This is a genomic window from Stenotrophomonas sp. 01N47, from assembly GCF_056399165.1.
In genome coordinates, this window is sequence record NZ_JBFTQU010000002.1 from 290,605 (window position 1) to 307,964 (window position 17,360).

Genomic DNA, 17,360 nt, shown 5'->3' on the forward strand with positions numbered 1-17,360 from the left:
CGGACGCCGCGATCAGGGCTTCGCCACCGTGCCCACTTCATCGATGTCCTGGTGCAGGATGCGGCGCACTTCCAGCACCGCCTGCGGGGTTTCCTGCACGCTGTGACCGGAGATGATCACCTTCTCCGACAACGCGCCCGGCAGGTGCGAGCTCCAGTACGGCACCAGCCCATCGTCGGATTTCTCCACCGGCAGTTCCGGTTTGCGCTGGGCGATGATGGAGTGGTACTTCGGGCCCGGCGTGATCGGCAGCTGCGCAGCGGCTTTCACGAACGGGTCGCTGGCCTTGAGGTTGTCGATGCTGTTGGGAATCTTCGGCTTGGCCGTGCCATCCGCCTGCTGCTCGGCTTGTGCCAGTGCCAGGAACACATCCTCGAACTTGCCGAGGATGGTCAGCGGCAGGCGCACCAGGCGGCCGATTAGGCGGCCGACCTTGTTGCCGGCGATGTCCGTGCCCTGGTGCGGGGCGGCGATGAAGATCGCACGCTCCACGTTCGGTTCGGCCTTGAAGTGCAGCAACGGACCCAGCTTGGACTGCACCCGCTTCAGGCGTTCGCCCTTCAGGTTGTAGTTGGCGAGCAGATCGTTCCACAGCACGTCGCCCGAGTCGCTGACCAGCAGGCGCGCCAGCACGCCGCCCATGCTGTGGCCGATGTAGACCATGTCCTTCGAGGCGCGCGTGCTGCCGTTGGGGTCGAAGTGCTGCAACGTGTCGTTGAATGCGTTGGCGATCTCGTAGCGGTTCAGCGCGATCGGCGCATTGGTCGGGTAGTACACCTGCCACACCTGGAACTGCTGGCGCAGTTCGGGGTCACCCATGATCTCGTTGGCCAGGTTCACCCACGCTTCCGGGCTGCTGCCCAGGCCATGCAGCATGAAGATGATGCGGCGGTTCGGATCCCACGGCTGCATCAGGTAGATGTGCGGCTCGCCGATGCCCTCGCTCATGCCGAACAGGGTACGCAGCGACTGCGTGGCGAACCCGCTCTGCGCCAGCCACAGACCGTAGGCGGCGGTGAAGTTGCCCGCCAGCGGCACCTCTTCGCCATGCAGGGTGATGCGCTCGGTGGCCTCGGGCGAATAGCCATCCAGCAGCACCTGGCGGGTGCGCATCACGTCTTCCAGCGTGTTGCCTTCAAAACGCAGCAATGCCGTGACGTTGATCGAGGACATCTCGCTGTACTCGGGCACCGAATCATCGTGCTGGTGGCGGCGTCCGCGGCGGACGCCCTCCTCCTGCTCCTCCTTGGTGGCCTGCGCCTGTGCCGTTTCGGCCTTGGCCCCTTCCGCGGCGACGGCAGGCACCACCAGCTTCGGCGGGTCCATCACCATCACCAGCTCGGCGCCGAAACCATCGCGGCGATAGGTGCTGCGCATGCCGACGAAGCTGACGGTACCGGCCGGCACCAGCTGCTTGGGGATGCTCTTCAATGAAAGGCGCTGGAAATCGGAAGCCAGCGTCCAGCTGCCCGCCGACACCGGCTTGGTGTAGTCCTCGCCGGCCAATGCTGCGGCACGGGCACGCGCGAACAACACCACGGCGGCCTTCTCGGCAGCATAGTTGTAGTAATCGCGTACCTGCGTCTGCCGATCCTCGAACGCGCGATCGGAGGGCGAGCGCCCGCTGTAGAACAGATAGGCATAGCCATAGCGCGCCGCCTCCAGCCACGCATCCAGCGCTGCATCGCTCATCGGCGGTTCGTTGGCCGCCTGCTTCTTCGGCGTCAATGCCAGAGCGGCCTTCACCCACAGCTCGGACAGCGTCGACAACCGCTGCTCGACGTTGAGGTCATCGGTCATCAACAGCGTGCTGCGGCAGACCAGGAAGTCCTTCTCGCACTGCGATTCGTCCAGCCCGGCCGCACTCAGCGTCTCGCGCGAGGCGGGGCTGAGCTTGCCGGTGTTGAGCACATCGGCGCGCTTGTTGACCAGGTAATCGCTGGATGCCACCTGCTTGACGGTGACCATCGCGCAGCCGCTGCCACCCAGCAGCAGGAAGACAGCCAACAACGCCGGCAGCGCGCGCTGCCAGCGGAACAGGATCATCGGGGTCATTGCTGCAGGTCCTGCTCGGTGCCAGGGATGCCCTGGCGGATCACGGTGGAGAAATCATCGTCGGGTGCCATCTTCAGCGCGCGCTCGGTGATGCGGCCCTTGGCATGCAGTTCGGCGTACGGCACGCCAGGCGTGAGCGCCCCCACCTCCTGCGCGTACTCGGCCAGGTAGCCCGAGGCCAGCAACCGGTAGTCCAGCGGCAGGCGCGGGGCGATATGCCGCGCCAGGTCGAAGACAATCGTGGTGCAGTTGCTGGTGAGCGTGTTGTAGAAGCCGGGCGTGGCATCAAGCTGGCGCGCCTGGTCGATGTAGGCAGCAAACAGGGTCTTGAGCTGGTTGCGGTCCATGCCGTGCAGGCGGTACAGGTAGACATCCTCGCCGCGCGCGTTGGTGCGGGTGCGGATGATGTCGGTTTCTTCGGACGCGACCAGCGTCATCTCGAACTTGCGGAAGAAGCCGCCCAGTGCCGAGAACGATTCACCACGCTCCTTGCGGATTTCCAGCGAGAACACCACGTGGCGCCCGTCCTCGAATCCGAACGAGACCAGGGTGTGGGCGATCGCCGGGCCCATCCAGTACGACAGCACCAGATCGGCCGAACGCAGCTGGTCCAGGTCGTAGCTGCGGCGCACCCAGCGCGCGTCGTAGTCGGTCTCGGTGCGCCAGGTGAAATCGCGCACGTTGTCCAGCACCACGTGGCGGCCATCGAAGGATTCCACGTGCAGGCGCTGCGCCACGTCATCGGCCCAGTCGCGGTCCTGGCGTGGGGTCAGCAGCAGCCACCACAGCCCCGCCAGCGCCAGAGCGCCGGCAAAAGCCACCCACAGCCGGCGCGTGCCACGGCCGCGCGCCACCTGCCAGGCCGCCCAGGCGGCGGCCAGCAGCCACAGCATCGCCGCGGTCACGCCCAGCCAGCCTGGCCCGGGCATCTGGTAGGTCAGCAGACCGGCCACCCACAGCGCCAGCAGCACCATCACACATCCTGTCATCCATCGTCCTGCGGCTTTCACTGGCATCCTGTCGGGGTCCCGGGGCGGCATAGTTAGCCACAAGCCGCCTCACGGCGACATCTACGACGGTTCAGGCTGGCGCCGGCGGGCGCATACTGGCGTCCACCAAGGGTATACAGGGAGCGAGGATGGGCATTACCACCGTGGCCGGCGTCGCCGTGCAGGCGCAGCATCGGGCCAGCTGTCATTGCGGCACCGTCGAGCTGCTGCTGGACCTGCCCGAGGGCATCGTCGACCCGCGCCGCTGCGACTGTTCGATGTGCCGGCGCCGCGGCGCCATCGCCGCCAGCGTGGCCGAAGACGGGCTGCATATCGTGCGTGGCCAGGCCCATCTGCGCCTGTACCAGTTCAACACGCACGTGGCCGAACACTACTTCTGCGACGTCTGTGGCATCTACACGCACCATCGCCGCCGCTCCAACCCGGACCAGTACGGCTACAACGTGGCCTGCCTGGAAGGCATCGATCCGTTCGCGCTGGGAACCGTTCCGGTCAGCGACGGGGTGAACCACCCGTCTGATCGCACCGGTTATCGCACCGGTTAGTGGCGGCTGCGCCGGGGCGGCGGCGCGATCTTCTGCCAGGGTGCCATGCTGGCCCGGCCGACGCGCAACGGACGCTTCAACGGCGTTCGACGCGCGGGCAGGTCTGCTGCAGGCGGCAGCGTCGCGGCGGGCAGCGCAGGGCGTGAGGGCCAGAGTCGGTCAAGCAACCACATGGCAGGTCTCCGTGGGGGACGGGGACGATCAACCCTACCGACGCCCGGGCCAAGACCGGGTGATGGCCCTGCGGCAGGAAGGTGACAGCCGACGCCCCTGCCCTCAGTGCACCGGCCGCGCCCTGCCCACCCGCCGTACCAGCACGAAGAACAGCGGCACCAGCACCACCGCCAGCACCGTTCCGGAGAGCATGCCGCCGATCACGCTCATGCCGATTTCACGCCGGCTGACCGCGCCGGCGCCGGTGGCCAACGCCAGCGGGATGACGCCTGCCACGAAGGCCAGCGAGGTCATCACGATCGGCCGCAGGCGCAGGCGCGCGCCCTGTAGTGCCGCTTCCACCGCTGAACTGCCGGCGCGGTAGCGTGCTTCGGCGAACTCCACGATCAGGATCGCGTTCTTTGCCGACAATCCAATCGTGGTCAGCAATCCGACTTGGAAGTAGATGTCATTGACGAAGCCCGCAGCCGTGGTCGCCAGCACCGTACCGATCACGCCCAGCGGAATCACCAGCACCACCGCCACCGGCACCGTCCAGCTCTCGTAGAGCGCGGCCAGGCACAGGAAGATGAAGGCAATCGAAGCGGCGTACAGGTAGAGCGTCTGGTTGCTGGCCAGTTGTTCCTGATAGGACAGCCCGCTCCATTGCAGATCGAACCCGGGTTGATCGGCCACCAGCGCCTGCATGCGCTGCATCGCTTCACCCGAGCTGCGCCCCTCGGCCGCGCTGCCCTGGATCTGCATCGCCGGCAGGCCGTTGAAACGCTGCTGCAGCTGCGGCCCACGCGCCCAGTGGCTGCTGGCAAAGCTGGCGAACGAGGCCATCTGGCCGTTGCCGCCACGCACGTACCACTGGCCGATGTCGTCGGGCACGCTGCGGTAAGGCTGGTCGCCCTGCATGTACACACGCTTGACCCGGCCGCGATCCAGGAAATCATTGATGTAGCTGCCACCCCAGGCGGCAGACAGCGTGGAATTGATGTCGGCCTGTGCCAGGCCCAGCGCGCTGGCCTGGGCGTGGTCGATGTCCAGCCGCAGCTCGGCCTTGTCGCCCAGCCCGTTCAATCGCACGGAGGTCAGTCCGTCGTCTTCGCCGGCCGCGCGTACCACCTGCTCCTGCGCGGCCTGCAACGCTACGCGTCCGGCCGCGCTGGTGTCCTGCAGCCACAGTTCGAAACCGCTGGACTGCCCGAGGCCGCGCACTGCCGGCGGCGCCAGCACGTTGACCTTGGCATCGGGCAGTTTGCGGAAATAGGCATTGGCGCGCGCGATGATCGCCGCTGCGGTGTTGTCGCCCTTGCGCTCGTCCCAGGGCTTGAGTGCCAGGAAGCCCTGCCCCGCATTCTGGCCGGTACCGGCGTTGTTGCGACCGACCACCACGAACACCACGTCCAGGTTCTGCTTCTCGTGCTCCATGAAGTAACGGCTGATCTGCTCGCCCAGCGCCTCGGTGCGCGCCATCGGCGTGCCTTCCGGCGTGGAGAACTGGAAGGTCACCTGGCCCTGGTCCTCCACCGGCAGGAAGCCGGTGGGCATGCGTGCGTACAAGGCAATCATGGCGATCACCAGCAGCAGGTAGAACGCCATCCAGCGCCGCGGACGGGACACCACGCCACCGAGCTTGCCCTGGTAGGCCGACTGGCTGCGGTCGACGCCACGGTTGAACGCGGCGAAGAAGCGCCCCGGTGGCTTCTGCGCCGACGAGGGCTTGAGCAGGGTCGCGCACAGTGCTGGTGTCAGGGTCAGCGCGACCAGCGCCGACAACGTCATGGCCGATGCAATCGTGATCGAGAACTGCCGGTAGATGATGCCGGTGGAACCGCCGAACAGCGCCATCGGCAGGAACACCGCACCGAGCACCACGGTGATGCCGATCAGCGCACCGGTGATCTCGCCCATCGACTTCTCGGTTGCCTCGCGTGGCGGCAGATGCTCTTCGTGGATGATGCGTTCCACGTTCTCCACCACCACGATCGCGTCATCGACCAGCAGGCCGATGGCCAGCACCATCGCAAACAGCGTCAGGGTGTTGATGGTGAAACCGGCCACCGCGAGGACGCCGAAGGTACCCAGCAGCACCACCGGCACCGTGATCGCAGGAATCAGGGTGGCGCGCAGGTTCTGCAGGAACAGGAACATCACCACCACGACCAGTACGATCGCCTCGATGAGGGTGTGGATGACCCCTTCGATGGAGACCCGTACGAACGGCGTGCTGTCGCGTGGATAGGCCACCTGCAGCCCGGGCGGGAACGTAGGCCGCAGCCGTTCAAGCTCAGCGCGTACCGCATCGGCAGTGGCCAGCGCGTTGGCGCCGGAGGCCAGGGTCACCGAGAAACCCGCAGCCGGATAGCCGTTGAGGAAGCTGCTGGTCTGGTAATTCTCCGCGCCGATCTCGACTCGCGCAACGTCGCCCAAGTGCACCGCCGCGCCGCTGGGCAGCGTGCGCAGGATGATCGCGCGGAACTGTTCCGGAGTCTGCAGGCGCGACTGCGCGGTGACGGTGGCGTTGAGGCTCTGCGTCGCACTGGACGGCAACGCCCCCAGCTCGCCGGCAGTGACCTGGGTGTTCTGTGCCTGGATCGCGCTGCGTACATCCGACGGCATCAGGTCGTAGGCACGCAGCTTGTGCGGATCCAGCCACACCCGCATCGCATAGGCCGAACCGAACACATTGATCTCGCCGACGCCGGCAATGCGGCTGATCGGGTCCTGCACGTTGCTGACCAGGAAATCGGAAACGTCCACCCGCTCCATGCGCCGGCTGGTGTCGTACAGCGAAACCACCATCAGCGAGTCGCCCTGCGACTTGGCCACGGTCACACCCTGCTGCTGCACTTCCTGCGGCAGGCGGTTGATGGCCTGGTTGACGCTGTTCTGCACCTGTACCTGGGCGATATCGGGGTTGGCGCTCTGGTCGAAGGTGACCGTGATCCGCGCCTGCCCCGAAGACGAACTGGTGGAGGAAAAATAGAGCAGGTGGTCGATGCCCTTGATCTGCTGTTCGATCACCTGGGTGACGCTGTCTTCCACCGTCTGTGCAGACGCGCCGGTGTAGTTGGCGGTGATGTTGACCTGCGGCGGTGCGATGTCCGGGTACTGCTCGACCGGCAGCTGGGTCACCGCAATCGTGCCGAACGCCATGATGCAGATCGCCAGTACCCAGGCGAATACGGGGCGGTGGATGAAGAAGCGCGGCAGCATGCGCTCAGTCCTTTCCGGCCGGCGCAGTCACGGGCGCCGTCTTCATCCGCACCGGCATGCCGTCGGCAAGGCCCTGCGCCCCCGCCACCACCACCTGCTCGCCAGCGCTGATGCCATCAAGCACCAGCCACTGGTTGCCGACCGCGCGGGCGGTGCGGAAGGTACGCAGCCGCGCCTTGCCCTCCTTGTCGACCAGCCACGCCTGCGCCTCGCCCTTGGCACTGCGGTCCACCGCCGACTGCGGTACCAGCAGCGCCTGCTGCTGCGTGCCCTGGCCTACCTGCGCACGCACGTACATGCCCGGCAGCAGTTGCCCATCAGGATTGGGGAACTGCGCGCGCAGGGTGATGCTGCCGGTCTCCTGCTGCACATCGATGTCGGCAAATTCCAGCGTGCCCGGCAGCGGGTAGTCGGTGCCATCGGACAGGCGCAGCCGCACCGGCGCGCTGTTGGCCTGCACGCCCCCCTCGGCAATGGCGCGACGCAGCGCCAGGTACTCGTTGCTGGACTGGGTGATGTCCACGTTCATCGGGTCGACCTGCTGGATCCGCGCCAGCGGATCGGCCTGGGCGGATGTCACCAGCGCCCCCGGGGTGAACAGCGCACGCCCGATGCGACCGGCAATCGGTGCGGTGACCGTGGCAAAACCCAGCCGCGTACTGGCGGTTTCGCGCGCTGCCTGCGCAGCCTGCACGGCCGCAGCCGCCTGCTGGCCACTGGCGATGGCATCGTCCACGTCCTGGCGCGCGGCCAGCTGGTCCTTGCCCAGCGCCTGCATCCGCTGCGCCCGCAGGCGAGCGGTCACGGCGGCCGCTTCGGCGGTCCTGAGGTTGGCCTGCGCCTCGTTCAGGGCGGCCTGGTACAGCGCCGGCTCGATCTGGAACAGGGGCTGCCCGGCCTTCACCAGCTGCCCCTGCTCGAACAGGCGCTTCACCAGCACCCCGTCCACCTGCGGGCGTACATCCGATTCCTGCGAGGCAATGGTGCGTCCCGGCAGTTCCTGCTGCAGCGCCAGCGTCTGGTTCTGCAGCGTCAGCACGGTCACTTCCGGCGTCGCCTTGCCTGGTTTGGGCGCGTCCTTGCCGCAGCCGGCCAGCAGGGTAGCCAGGGCAAGCACCAGCAGCGGCCGGCGCCAGCCCGCGGCAGGCAGGGAGAAGTACGGAAGGGTCATCGGCAGCAGGTTCCACGCGCGGGGGGAGCGTTCGGCGCCGAATATAGAAGACAGCGCGCTGCGATCCAGCGAAAAACGCATGAAACATTTTTCATTTGCAGTGCACGCCTACGGTTGCGAGGATGCGCAGGTCCCAATCTGCAAAGTGGCCCATGCCGCGCGTACTCACCATCGAGGACGACCTTGTCACCGCGGAGGAAATCGCCACCGAGCTGCGCAGCCACGGCTTCGAGGTGGATCTGGCCAGCGACGGCAGCAGTGGCCTGGCGCTGGCACGTTCAGGCGACTACGCGGTGATCACCCTGGACCGCATGCTGCCCGGCATTGACGGGCTGGCCCTGGTCACCACGCTGCGCCATGAAGGCATCGCCACGCCGGTGTTGATGATCAGTGCGCTGTCGGACGTGGATGAACGCGTGCGTGGCCTGCGTGCTGGTGGCGACGACTACCTGACCAAGCCGTTCGCCTCCGATGAAATGGCCGCGCGCGTGGAAGTGCTGATCCGGCGCCAGGGCCAGGCCGCTGCCAGCGACAAGGTGCTGCGCGCCGGCGACCTGGAACTGGACCTGATGAGCCGCTCGGTACGCCGTGGCGGCCAGGAGATCAACCTGCTGCCGACCGAGTTCAAACTGCTGGAATTCCTGGTCCGCAATGCCGGCCAGGTGGTCACCCGCACCATGTTGTTCCAGGAAGTCTGGGGCTACCACTTCGACCCGGGCACCAACCTGATCGACGTGCATATCGGCCGGGTGCGCAAACGCATCGAACAACCCGGCCGGCCGCAGCCGATCTTGACCGTACGTGGAACCGGTTATGTCTTCGACGCGCAATCCTGACCATTGGCGCTCATCCAGCAGCCGCCTGCTGGGCCTGTACTGCATCCTGTTCGTGGCCTGGTCCAGCCTGCTGCTGGGCGTGATGTACTGGCGCATCTCGGACTACCTGAACGACCTGACCGAATCCGGCCTGCAGCAGCGCGCCCATCTGTTCATGAGTTTCGACGGCCCGGCGCTGGATGACGCGCTGCGCGACAGCCAGCGCTTCGACCTGCACCAGGTGTATACGTACGGGCTGTTCGACAAGGCCGGCGTGGCGATGGCGGGCCCGCTGACGGCCATCCCCGAAGGACTGCCGCTGGATGGCAACTCGCATCAGGTAGCGGGTTGGACGCTGGTCGATGGCCGCCACGAGAGCGGTGGCAGCGCGCTCGGCGTGGTGACCCGGGATGGCCGGACACTGGTGTTCGTGCGCCAGAACGGCAAGCTGATGGCGGTCAACAGCATCATCCTCGATGCACTGCTGTGGGGCGTGTCACTGACTGTCATCCCCGGGCTGGTGGGCTGGCATCTGCTGCGCCGGCGCCCATTGAAGCGGATCCAGCAGATCGAAGCGGCCACCAACCGCATCATTGCCGGCGACCTCGGGCAACGCCTGCCGGTATCCAACCGACGCGATGAGATCGATCGGCTGTCGAGCATCGTCAATGCCATGCTGGAACGCATCGAGCAGCTGATGACCGAGGTCAAAGGCGTGTGCGACAGCATCGCGCACGACCTGCGTACACCGCTCACGCGCCTGCGTGCACACCTCTATCGCATGCGCGTGGGCCTGGACGAACACGGCCCGCATGCGGACCCGCTGGACAAGGCGCTGGCGGAGACCGACATGCTGATGGCGCGCTTCGCCGCCCTGCTGCGCGTGTCCGAGCTGGAAAGCCACCAGCGCCGTTCGGCCTTCGACGAGGTCGACATCGCCGACCTGCTGCAGGAGCTGCACCAGTTCTACCTGCCATTGGCCGAAGAGAAACAACAGGATCTGCAACTGCAGGTGGCGCCGCAGATCGGCATGCTGCGCGGCGACCGCGAACTGCTGTTCGAAGCACTGGCCAATCTGCTGTCCAACGCCCTGCAGTTCACGCCTGCGCACGGGCGCATCCTGCTGCGCGCGGTGGACGACCACGGCGCGCCCCGGATCGATGTGATCGACAACGGGCCGGGCATCCCGCCGCAGGACCGCACCTTGATCTACCAGCGCTTCTTCCGCGGCAGCAGCAGTGCCGGGCAAGGGCCCGGCTTTGGCCTGGGGCTGTCGATCGTGGCCGCCATCGCCGGGCTGCACGGCTTCCGTGTCCGCGCCGGCAGCGCCCCCGACGGCGGCACCTGGATGAGCATCCGCGGCGCCGCAGACGGCCTGCCCTGAAGCCAGGCTCATCACCGGCAAGTGCATTTGGGAATCATTTGTATTTGGGGGCGGGCATCCGGATAATCCGCCGTCACCGCCCTTCCCGGATTCCCCACGATGCCCGCCCTGCCGTCGCGCCGCCCGCTGCTGTACACGCTGTTCCTGCCCACCCTGCTGGCGTCGGCCATCGCCCAGGCCCAGGACGGCACTGCGGCCCGGACCCTGGACAAGGTGACCGTGGTGGCCGAGCGCGCCAGCACCGCGACCAAGACCGACACCGCCCTGACCGAGACGCCGCAGGCGATCAACGTGGTCACCCAACAGCTGTTCACCGATCGCGGCGCACACAACCTGCAGGAAGTGCTGCGCTACAGCGCCGGTGTCACCGCCGACGCCTGGGGCCTGGACACCCGCAATGACGCCAGTTCGGTACGCGGCCTGGACCCGGTGCAGTACCAGGATGGCCTGCGCCGCAGCTACGGCTTCAGCCCGCTGGCACGCCCGGAGGTATACGGCCTGGAACGGGTGGAAGTGCTGCGCGGCCCGTCATCGGTGCTGTACGGAGCGGGCGCCACCGGCGGCATCATCAACGCCATGAGCAAGCGCCCGAGCTTCGGCGCCGCCAGCGGTGAGGTCGGCCTGCAGCTGGGCAGCTTCGATCGTCGGCAGCTGCAGGGCGACATCGGTGGTGCGCTGAATGACGACGGCACGGTTGCCGGGCGTTTCGTCGGTCTGGTCCGCGAATCGAACATGCAGACCGATGTCCTCAAGGACGACCGCGTGTATCTGGCACCCTCGATCAGCTGGCGCGGCGAACGCAGTACGTTGACCCTGCTGGCCAGCTACCAGCACGACAAGACTGGCTCCAGCCAGCAGTTCCTGCCGCTGGCCGCGACCCTGCACGCAGCGCCCGGTCGCCGTCTGGATCCGACCACCTTCATCGGCGAGGCCGGTTTCGACCGCATCGATTCGCGCGTGTACAGCCTGACCGCCCTGTTCGATCATCGCTTCAACGATGCGGTCAGCCTGCGCTCGGCGGTGCGCTACATCGACGGCAAGACCACCCTGCAGCAGTTGTATGTGGACAGCTACAGCAACCCGGAAAACCCCTTCATCGATGCCGACCGGCGCATGGTCAACCGCACCGCCTACGGCACGCAGCCCGACATCCAGGTGATCAGCGCCGACAACGCCGTGCAGTTCGACTTCGCCACGGGCGCCTTCCAGCACCTGCTGCTGGCCGGCGTGGACTACAGCCAGTACAAGGAGCAGCTGCAGCGGCTGGATGCCACCGGCACCCCCATCGATGTCTACACGCCGGTATCGATCGCCCCGACCGTTCGTGGCTGGGAGCGCCAGCCGGACCAGGAGTCTTCCCAGCTGGGCATGTATGTGCAGGACCAGATCCGCTGGGCTGATCGCGTGTCGCTGGTGCTGGGTGCGCGTCGCGACCATGCTCGTTCGAAGACCGAAGGCCAGCCCAGCCAGACCGACGATGCCACCACCTACCGCGCCGGCCTGATCGGCGACGTCGGCGGCGGCGTATCGCCGTACCTGAGCTACAGCGAATCGTTCCTGCCGGTGTCCGGCCAGGATCTGTTCGGCAATGCATTCAAGCCGATGCGCGGGCGCCAGGCCGAAGGCGGCATCAAATGGCAGCCGGCCCGCAACATGCTGTTGACCCTGGCCGCCTACCGCATCACCGAGACCAACCGCCAGACCAACGACCCGGACAACGTGCTGAACGTGGTGCAGACCGGCCAGATCCGTTCCAAGGGCGTGGAGCTGGAAGGCCAGTTCCAGTTCGCCAACGAGCTCACCGTCACGGCAGCCTTGGCGCGCAACGAAGCCGAGGTCAGCCGCAGCAACTTCGCACTGGAAGTGGGCGAACGCCTGAACGACACCCCGCAGGACCTGGCCTCGGCCTGGGTGTCCAAGGGCTTCCAGCTGGACGACGACGCACGGATGAAACTCGGCCTGGGTGTTCGCCATGTCGGCAACACGGTGTCGCTGGGCAATGGCGGCCGCGTCATCACCCCCAGCTACACCCTGGCCGATGCGCTGGTGGAAGTGCAGGTGACCAACTGGACCTGGGCCTTGAACATCACCAACCTCACCGACAAGCGTTACTACGCGCCGTGCCGCACCTTCGGCGATTGTTTCGCTGGCTACCCGCGCGTGGTCACCGGCACCATCAGCTATCGGTTCTGAGCACGGCAACGGCCGGCGACCGCCGCAGCAGCACATGCAGCAGCAGGGAGCTGCCGGCGGTCAGCGCCGACAACACGTGCAGCAGCTGCGCCAGCGCTTCGCCGCTGGCGCGCTGCAACTGCAGCGACGTTGACCCAGGCAGCAGCGGCTGGGCCGAATGCAGTGCACCGGTAGCCAGATAAACCGCGGCCTTGCCCACTGCCGGAGCGGATGCGCCCGGCAGGCGTTGACCGATGAGCGTCGCCAGCAGTGCAGTCACCGCAGCAAGTGCGATGCCCTCGCCCGCTACCCGCACCGTGCCGAAGATTCCCGCCGCCATGCCCGCGCGTTGCACCGGCACTACGCTGACCGACAACCCGTCCATCAAGCCCCATGGCAATGCGGTGCCTGTACCGATCAGCACCAGCAGCGGGATCCATTGCGCCGGCAATGGATGTGCCGCCTGCCGCGACAGCAGATACAGCCCCAGCGCGCAGAGCAGCAACCCAGCCACACACAGGCGCGTGCTTCCCAGCCGGACGGCCCAGCGCGCAGCCAGCAGTGGCAGCACCAGCATCGGCGCGGACAGCGCCAGCATCTGCACGCCAACGGTGGCGACGCTCTGGCCATGCACACCCAGCAACTGCAACGGCAGGACCACCAGCAGCACCACGTAGCCGAAGCAGGTTGCCACCGGCAGCAGCTGCACACCGACGAATGCCCGCTGTGCGAACAGCGAAAGATCGAGCAACGGCGCCGGCTGCCTGCGCTCGATCAGCACGAACGATGCCGCCAGCAACACGGTCGCCAGCAATGCCCATCGCACCCGCGCTGCGTACAGGCCGAATTCGCCCAGCCACAACAGCGCCAATGTCAGCATGCTCAGTGTCAGGCTGAAAGCCAGCATGCCCGATACGTCCAGCTGCGCAGCCTGCCCGCGGCTCTCCGGCAGCACGCGGGCTGCCAGCGTGCACGCCAGCAGAGCCAGTACACCTCCGGCGGCAAACACGCTTCGCCAGCCCAGCGCCTCAAGCAGTACGCCTGCAAGTAGTGGCCCCAGCGCCAGGCCGGCACCGAAGGTCGTGCCCAGCAGGGCAAACACGCGCGTGCGGGCCTGGCCGTGCCACGCCTGCGCCAACGCGGCGCTGCCCGACGCCAATGCCGCCGCAGCGCCCACGCCTTGCAACCCGCGCGCCAGGTCCAGCCAGAACAGATCCGGCGCAAGGCAGACGAACATCGTCGCCAACGCGAAGCCGCCGCTGCCGAGCAGGAACAGGCGACGCCGCCCATAGCGGTCCGCCAGCCCACCTGCCGCCAACAGCAGGCTGCCGAATCCGAGCATGAAGGCGTTGGTCACCCAAGCCAGCGAAGCGGGCGAACTGGCCAACTGGATGGCCAACACCGGCACCGCGACAGCGCCGGCCGAGAACGACAATGGCAACGCGAGCGCGGCCAGACACACCGACAACAGGGCCCAGCGCCGTTGCGCGGAGTGGGAATCGGTCAGAAAACGGGCCATCGCGGCCTCCTGCAGAAGGGGCCATTGATGATGAACAGGCCGCGATCCGGGAAAAACAGGCCCGCAGGCGTTTGATTGCAGCCAGATGTTCCGGAATCATTCCGCCATGGACTCCATTTCCGCACTGCTGGCCTTCGTCCGCACCGCCGAGGCCGGCAGCATTGTCGGTGCCGCCCGGGTGCTGGGCCTGTCCGCCTCCGCAGTGGGCAAGCGGATCGCCCGCCTGGAGCAGGACCTGGGTACGCGACTGTTCCACCGCACCACGCGCCGCATGCACCTCACCGACGAAGGCGACCTGCTGCTGCAGCGCTGCCGCCGGGCATTGGATGAACTATCCGAGGCCCAGGCTGATCTTGCGCAACGCCAATTCGCTCCGCGCGGCCTGCTGCGGATTGGCCTGCCCACCATCGGCTACCGCTTTCTGCTGCCGGTGCTGCCCGGCTTCCAGCAGCGCTACCCGCAGGTGCAGTTGGAACTGGATTTCAATGACCGCCTCGTGGATGTAGTCAGCGAAGGGCTGGATGCGGTGATACGCAGCGGTGAACTGGCCGATTCCAGCCTGATGTCGCGTCGCCTCGGCAGCTTCCACTTCGTGCTGTGCGCAGCGCCGGTGTACCTGCGAACACACGGCTGGCCACAGTCGCTGCCGGAACTGCGTTCACTGCAGGCGGTGCGTTTCCGCTTCCCGACCACCGGCACGCTGCAGCCCTGGAGCCTGCCCGGCGTGAATGGCGATGCCGGCGCTGCTCTGGCTACGGCAATGACCTGCAACAACATGGAAGCGCTGCTGGCCGCGGCGATCGGTGCCATGGGCGTGGCCTGGATGCCTGATTTCCTGGCGGCCGAAGCACTGGCCGATGGCCGGCTGCAGCAGGTGCTGCCGATGCTGGAACGGCAGCACGGACAATTCTCACTGCTGTGGCCGGGCAATCGCCACCCCAGCGCGCGCCTGCGGGTGTTCATCGATTACACGGCCGAACATCTGTTCGCCCGTCCCCGCTGAGCAGACAGATGCACCGCCCGCCGCCGCCCGCGCACGACGTGCATTGCCACCCCCGAGGCAAGCGCCATCAGCGCATTCGTGGCTGACCACGAACTGGCGGCGGGCGATGCGGGTTGGCGTACCGGACAACTCTGGGACTGACCGGCGGATCATTGTGATCCCCACACATCGCCCACCACGGACAGCGGGGCACGAGATCCGCAGGCGCCATCCGTGCGCCTGCCGATCACGTGCCAGAGTTGATTGTAGGACGCCAATCCCAGCCGGCCGATGATGGCCGACGGGGACATGCTGGTCGTCGTAGCCGAGGCGGTATGTAGGGATTGCCCGCACCGGTGCATCAGGCTTGCCGCAGGCATGATTCCCGAAGACAGAACTGCAGGCCGAATCACATTCCGGAGGCATGCACGACGCGGATCACCGCCGCACCCGCGCATGCAATACGGATGCCCTGCCGGCAATCACGACACTACCGGTTGTGCTGCCATCGCCAGGAAATTCTGCAGCACCGGCGTGGGTGATTCCGGGCGCATGCAGAACTGCAGTTCGAACGCAGCGTTGCCGCCGTCCAAGGGCCGATAGACGATTTCCTCGGGACGGAACCCGGCCATGCTTGCCGGCACGATCGCCACGCCCGCTTCCACGGCGACCAGCGACAGCACTGCGTGCATGCCCTGTGCTTCCTGCACGACCCGCGGCGTGAAGCCGGCAGCAGTACACAGGCCCAGCACCTGCGCGTGGAAGCCGATGCCTTCGGCCGATGGCCATGAAACGAACGGCTCGTCCACCAGGGCTGGGACATCCAGCCGTTGCCGTGCGGCCAGCCGATGCGCGCGCGGCAGGGCAATGGCCAGTCGATCAAGGTCGAACGCCTGCAGATGCAGCTCTGCGGAAATGATCGGCGGAATCAGGATGCCCAGGTCGATGCGCCCTTCGCGCAGCCACTGTTGCTGCTGCCGCGAGGTGGCTTCGTGCAGATGCAGCTGCACCTGCGCAAACGCATGACGGAACTGGCGGATCAGCGCCGGCAGGCGCCCATAGAGTGCGCTGCCGACATAGCCTACGCGCAGGCTGCCGGTCTGCCCTGCCGCCGCTTCCCGCGTGCGCTGCAGCGCCTGTTCGGCATGCTGCAGGGTTGCACGCGCCTCCACCAGCAGCGTCTGCCCCGCCGCGGTCAGGCCCAGCGTGCGGTTGCCGCGTACGATCAGCCCGGTACCCACCTCGTCTTCCAGGCGCCGCATCGCCGCCGTCAATGGCGGCTGCGACATGTGCAGGCGCGCAGCAGCGCGATGGAAGTGCAGTTCTTCGGCCACCGCCACGAACTGGCGGAGCAGGCGCAGATCGATCATTTCATCGCAGGCAGGTGGAGACCTGCCTAGGGTACGCGTTCAACCGCGCGCATCGACACTCGGCCGCGCAATGACCGGCCACTGCAGGGCCACCGATTCGATGCTGTCCGCTGCGACCGCACGCAGGTCGCGCGGATAGGCCACGTGTTCGGCTTCCTGCAATCGCAATGCATGGAACTGGCCGTTGCTGGCCCGCAGGGTCCAGCCACCCTGCCGGCAACGCGTGGAGGCAAGGAAGGCAACCCCGGGCGCCACCGCCTCTGGATGCAGTTCATCCGGCTCCCCGTCGATGCCCCACATGCGGGTCTTGGCCACCGGCGACACCGCGTTGACGACGATGCCGTGTTCGGCGCCTTCCAAGGCCAGCACATTGACCAGCCCCTGCGCAGCCAGCTTGGCCATTGCATAGCCGCACAGGCCGCGCTGCGCATACTGCGGGTACAGCGCGCGATCGGAGGTGGTCAGCACGATGCGGCCGCCGCCGGCAGCACGCATCGCAGGCCATGCCGCCTGTGCCAGCCACAGCGGTGTCTTCGCCGCCAGGCACAGCATCTGCTCCAGCGCATCGTCTTCCACCACTTCGATACCGGCGTAGGCCACCCAGCCGGCGTTGTGGATGATGAAGTCCAGGCGACCATGCCGCTGCAGGATGTCCTGCACGAGCGCGTGGCAGCCACTGCGCTGGTTGATGGGGCCGCTGGCAGCTTCGACCGGCAGGCCCTGGGCATGCAGTGCTGCCACCGCCTGGACGATGCGCTGCGGATCGGTACCCGTGCCGTCCGTCGCGGCGCCCACGTCATGCATCACCACGTGCGCGCCACGCTGGGCCAGCAGGCGGCTGTAGGCCAGGCCGAGGCCACCGGCGGCACCGGTCACCAGGCCCACCTGGCCTTCGAACGAGATACTGGAATTGGGTTTCATCGGCACAGCTTCAACCAGGCGCGCCGGCCCCGGCCAAT

General features: G+C 67.0%; 12 protein-coding genes. 5 read left to right on the forward strand and 7 right to left on the reverse strand.

Annotated features, from left to right (window positions below; all coding sequences use genetic code 11):
• Positions 1 to 12: 12 nt before the first annotated feature.
• Both AC1DKR_RS05250 and AC1DKR_RS05255 read right to left on the reverse strand, forming a co-directional pair.
• Positions 13 to 2,055 carry an esterase/lipase family protein gene (locus tag AC1DKR_RS05250; protein WP_478031556.1) on the reverse strand — a complete coding sequence of 681 codons (2,043 nt, stop codon included), beginning with the start codon at positions 2,053 to 2,055 and terminating at the stop codon, positions 13 to 15.
• The gene (locus tag AC1DKR_RS05255; protein ID WP_478031804.1) at positions 2,052 to 3,029 is read right to left on the reverse strand and encodes an Lnb N-terminal periplasmic domain-containing protein; all 978 of its coding nucleotides are present in this window, start codon (positions 3,027 to 3,029) and stop codon (positions 2,052 to 2,054) included. The genes AC1DKR_RS05250 and AC1DKR_RS05255 overlap by 4 nt, the downstream gene beginning before the upstream one ends.
• A 164-nt stretch (positions 3,030 to 3,193) precedes the next feature.
• On the opposite strand from AC1DKR_RS05255, the gene AC1DKR_RS05260 reads away from it, so the two are divergent.
• The gene (locus AC1DKR_RS05260; RefSeq protein WP_478031560.1) at positions 3,194 to 3,610 is read left to right on the forward strand and encodes a GFA family protein; all 417 of its coding nucleotides are present in this window, start codon (positions 3,194 to 3,196) and stop codon (positions 3,608 to 3,610) included.
• A 276-nt stretch (positions 3,611 to 3,886) separates the two neighbouring features.
• On the opposite strand, the gene AC1DKR_RS05265 is transcribed toward AC1DKR_RS05260, so the two are convergent.
• On the reverse strand, positions 3,887 to 6,988 hold the full coding sequence (locus tag AC1DKR_RS05265) for an efflux RND transporter permease subunit (RefSeq protein WP_394196028.1): 3,102 nt from the start codon (positions 6,986 to 6,988) through the stop codon (positions 3,887 to 3,889).
• Positions 6,989 to 6,992: 4 nt separating this feature from the next.
• Positions 6,993 to 8,159 carry an efflux RND transporter periplasmic adaptor subunit gene (locus AC1DKR_RS05270; RefSeq protein ID WP_394196053.1) on the reverse strand — a complete coding sequence of 389 codons (1,167 nt, stop codon included), beginning with the start codon at positions 8,157 to 8,159 and terminating at the stop codon, positions 6,993 to 6,995.
• Positions 8,160 to 8,311: 152 nt separating this feature from the next.
• On the opposite strand from AC1DKR_RS05270, the gene AC1DKR_RS05275 reads away from it, so the two are divergent.
• The 3 genes from AC1DKR_RS05275 (at position 8,312) to AC1DKR_RS05285 (ending at position 12,551) form a co-directional block, all read left to right on the forward strand.
• Positions 8,312 to 8,995 carry a response regulator transcription factor gene (locus AC1DKR_RS05275; RefSeq protein ID WP_025874050.1) on the forward strand — a complete coding sequence of 228 codons (684 nt, stop codon included), beginning with the start codon at positions 8,312 to 8,314 and terminating at the stop codon, positions 8,993 to 8,995.
• Positions 8,973 to 10,358 carry a sensor histidine kinase gene (locus AC1DKR_RS05280; RefSeq protein WP_478031566.1) on the forward strand — a complete coding sequence of 462 codons (1,386 nt, stop codon included), beginning with the start codon at positions 8,973 to 8,975 and terminating at the stop codon, positions 10,356 to 10,358. The genes AC1DKR_RS05275 and AC1DKR_RS05280 overlap by 23 nt, the downstream gene beginning before the upstream one ends.
• A gap of 99 nt (positions 10,359 to 10,457) precedes the next feature.
• A complete protein-coding gene (locus AC1DKR_RS05285) occupies positions 10,458 to 12,551 on the forward strand; it encodes a TonB-dependent siderophore receptor (RefSeq protein WP_478031568.1) in 2,094 nt (697 codons plus the stop codon).
• Here the strand turns inward: AC1DKR_RS05285 and AC1DKR_RS05290 are convergent.
• Entirely contained in the window at positions 12,535 to 14,049 is a 1,515-nt protein-coding gene (locus AC1DKR_RS05290; protein ID WP_154879517.1) for an MFS transporter, read from the reverse strand. The two genes, AC1DKR_RS05285 and AC1DKR_RS05290, sit on opposite strands and share 17 nt — an antisense overlap.
• A 106-nt stretch (positions 14,050 to 14,155) precedes the next feature.
• On the opposite strand from AC1DKR_RS05290, the gene AC1DKR_RS05295 reads away from it, so the two are divergent.
• Positions 14,156 to 15,052 carry a LysR substrate-binding domain-containing protein gene (locus AC1DKR_RS05295; protein ID WP_059063312.1) on the forward strand — a complete coding sequence of 299 codons (897 nt, stop codon included), beginning with the start codon at positions 14,156 to 14,158 and terminating at the stop codon, positions 15,050 to 15,052.
• A gap of 461 nt (positions 15,053 to 15,513) precedes the next feature.
• On the opposite strand, the gene AC1DKR_RS05300 is transcribed toward AC1DKR_RS05295, so the two are convergent.
• Positions 15,514 to 16,401 (reverse strand): LysR family transcriptional regulator, encoded by an 888-nt coding sequence (locus AC1DKR_RS05300; protein WP_478031572.1) that lies wholly within the window; start codon positions 16,399 to 16,401, stop codon positions 15,514 to 15,516.
• Positions 16,402 to 16,440: 39 nt separating this feature from the next.
• Positions 16,441 to 17,322, reverse strand: a complete 882-nt coding sequence (locus AC1DKR_RS05305) for an SDR family NAD(P)-dependent oxidoreductase (protein WP_478031574.1) — start codon at positions 17,320 to 17,322, stop codon at positions 16,441 to 16,443.
• Positions 17,323 to 17,360 lie beyond the last annotated feature (38 nt).